Origin of the sequence: Pinirhizobacter sp., assembly GCF_035317885.1 — a bacterium.
GTDB lineage: Bacteria > Pseudomonadota > Gammaproteobacteria > Xanthomonadales > Rhodanobacteraceae > Pinirhizobacter.
The window spans coordinates 1-2,399 of the sequence record NZ_DATHFX010000156.1 but is presented as its reverse complement, the minus strand read 5'-3'; the positions used below and the strand labels follow the sequence as shown (position 1 = coordinate 2,399).

At 60.3% G+C, this 2,399-nt stretch carries 2 protein-coding genes; both read right to left on the bottom strand.

The window, feature by feature from the left end:
- A partial coding sequence (locus VK519_RS04720; protein WP_324347978.1) for a hypothetical protein occupies nt 1–265 on the bottom strand: 265 nt, incomplete at its 3' end.
- Between the two features lie 1,038 nt (nt 266–1,303).
- On the bottom strand, nt 1,304–2,399 hold a 1,096-nt coding region (locus tag VK519_RS04715), incomplete at its 5' end, for an amidohydrolase family protein (RefSeq protein ID WP_324347977.1).

Below are 2,399 nucleotides of genomic sequence, written 5' to 3'. Positions count from 1 at the left end.
CAAAGATGGCTTCCAGGGAAAAGATATACCGGTAGCCTGCACCGCGCAGAATAACCCGTGCCTCACCCATGGCGATCACGCCACCCTCTGCACCCTTGCCTACCCGGTAGAGTATTTCCGCGGTCTCGTGAGGTGGCATCGAACGGGCGCTAAGCTCAATGAGCTGCAGGACACGTTCCGCCACATCGAGGGCAACCGGCAACAAAGCCAGCGTAATGACGGCGTCAACCGTGTCCTCTTTGCTCGGAACAGTAATGACTTCCATACTTCCCCCTCGAAGCCGGGTCACCTGAAAGGATTCCCTGCTTAGCCGGCGTCCCCACGTCCGTCAGCGAGACCATCCGCCCTGCGGACTCACCCGCAAGCGCAAATTCGGCAAATGAAGCTTCCGTACCTTGCAGGTACAACCGCCACGACAGGAATGACTTCTTTGCCACGTTCGTGGTGCGCATGCTGTCGGCCGAGGTGGAAGGCGCGTGCAGCCCCGTGCTGTAGGGCATTCCCAGATCAACCTTGGCCTATCCTGGCGCGTGCAGCGCGACAGAGGCGTGATTTGGCGGCGATCCTACCGATGGAGAATCTTCTCTCGTTGCATGGGGAAGGCTTGAATCCACGTTTTCCGGGTCTGCTCTGTTGCTAGGGTCGTGCGAAGTGATGCGCTGATGCGAGAAGCTACGGCAAGGCTCTGCCACAGCGTGTGCCCCACGCCGTCCCCCGCGCCCCTGACGTATTCAAAGTAAGGCCTGGAAGATCGCTCATGGCATGACTCTTGATGACCACATACCCCCCGATAACTTTCCCTAATCGCTGATTCATCCTTGGCCTTTGCGCGGGCAAAGCCAACACTCCGATCCCTTCCATAGAAATCCGTCGCCACTTTTACGACCGTTACTATGGAACCACGCCGCGCTGTCAGCCATCATCTTCCCGGTTGCCGGCAAACACCGGCAACCGGGTGTAAGAAGCCTGTTAGTAAGGTCGACTACCGCAGGGCAATCCTGCGGTAGTCGGTTCCTCGCCTCTATGGCGGGCAGCCAGGCGGGCTTATGCCCAGCCGTTCCTTACTGCGGTCTTCTTACCCTGGCTCGCCCGCCACCCCACTTCCAGTGAAAAAGAACGGAGTGGCAAGGCATCCATCGGGCCAGGCCGGGTGGATGAACGCATGGAACGCGTGGAAGTGTTTTTGGACAATACCGGTCGCTCCCCTCCCCCATCGCGCGACCGGGTCCACGGGCTCCAGTGATGTCCCGCATCGTTCATCCGCCCGATTCGTTACGCCATCAGTGCACTTCGTTGATGGTGATCACCGATCCGTCCCCCAGATTACCCGTCCGCCGCGTATGGTGTCGCGCACACGAGCGAAGGCGGTTGGATCCTTGGCCGGGTCGCCATCAAGGAGTACGAGATCAGCGTCCATGCCTGGAGCGATGCGCCCCTTATGTGCGCCATAGCCAAAGCGAGAGGCTGGCGTGGTGGTCAACGAAGCTAATATCTGGCGCCAATCCAGACCGCCCGACATGAGGCGATATTCCTCCGTTGTGTCGTAGGCGTCGGTATAACCGACGTCGGTGCCGAACAGGATTTCGCCGCCGGCGGCGGAAAAATCCTTCACTTCGGAGGTGATCATTTTGATCGTCTGCGCCAGAACCTCCGGCTTCTGGTGGACTTTCTTCGCCTCCCACTCGAATAGCGTCATGGTGGGGGTCAAGGCCATGTTGTGGGCGCGCATGCGCTTGATAAGCTCGGGCGTCCAACCATAAGGATCGTGGCTGCCGTTTTCCGTCGCCGTGGTGTGAGCCAGGATGTCCACGCCGGAGTCGATCGCCACGTTTATGCCGGCATAGTTGGACGGATGCGCGAAAGCGGGTTTACCACGCTTATGCGCTTCGGCCACCACGGCCTTGGCGATGTCCAGGCGCATGGGCAGCACGCCGATGTCGCCGCCCACGATAGCGCCAGCGAATATCTTCACCGCGTCTGTGCCGCGGTCGAGCTGTCGAACCGCACGATTGGCGGCTTCTTCGGGCGTCGAGACTTCCTCGTTGGTCCAGCCGTGATCAGCCAGATATTGCCGCACGTAGATCGGCGTACCGCCTTCGGGAAAGAACGGGTCGCCGCAAGTAAGAATCATGGGCCCGGCGATCTCTCCGGACGCGATGCGCTCGCGCAATGCCAAGGTGTTTTCGGTCGAGGACGCCAGATCGAAGACCGTGGTGAAGCCCCAGCGCGTCAACATCGCCTGGATGCCGCCTTCGAGCGTCGCCGCCTTGGCTGTCTTCGCGCTCATAAGATCCAAGGGCATGATATGAACGTGGCTGTTCCAGAACCCGGCCGTGAGGACAGCGCCGTGCGCGTCAATCACGCGAGCGGCCTTGGGAACGGAAACCTTTGACCGGGTG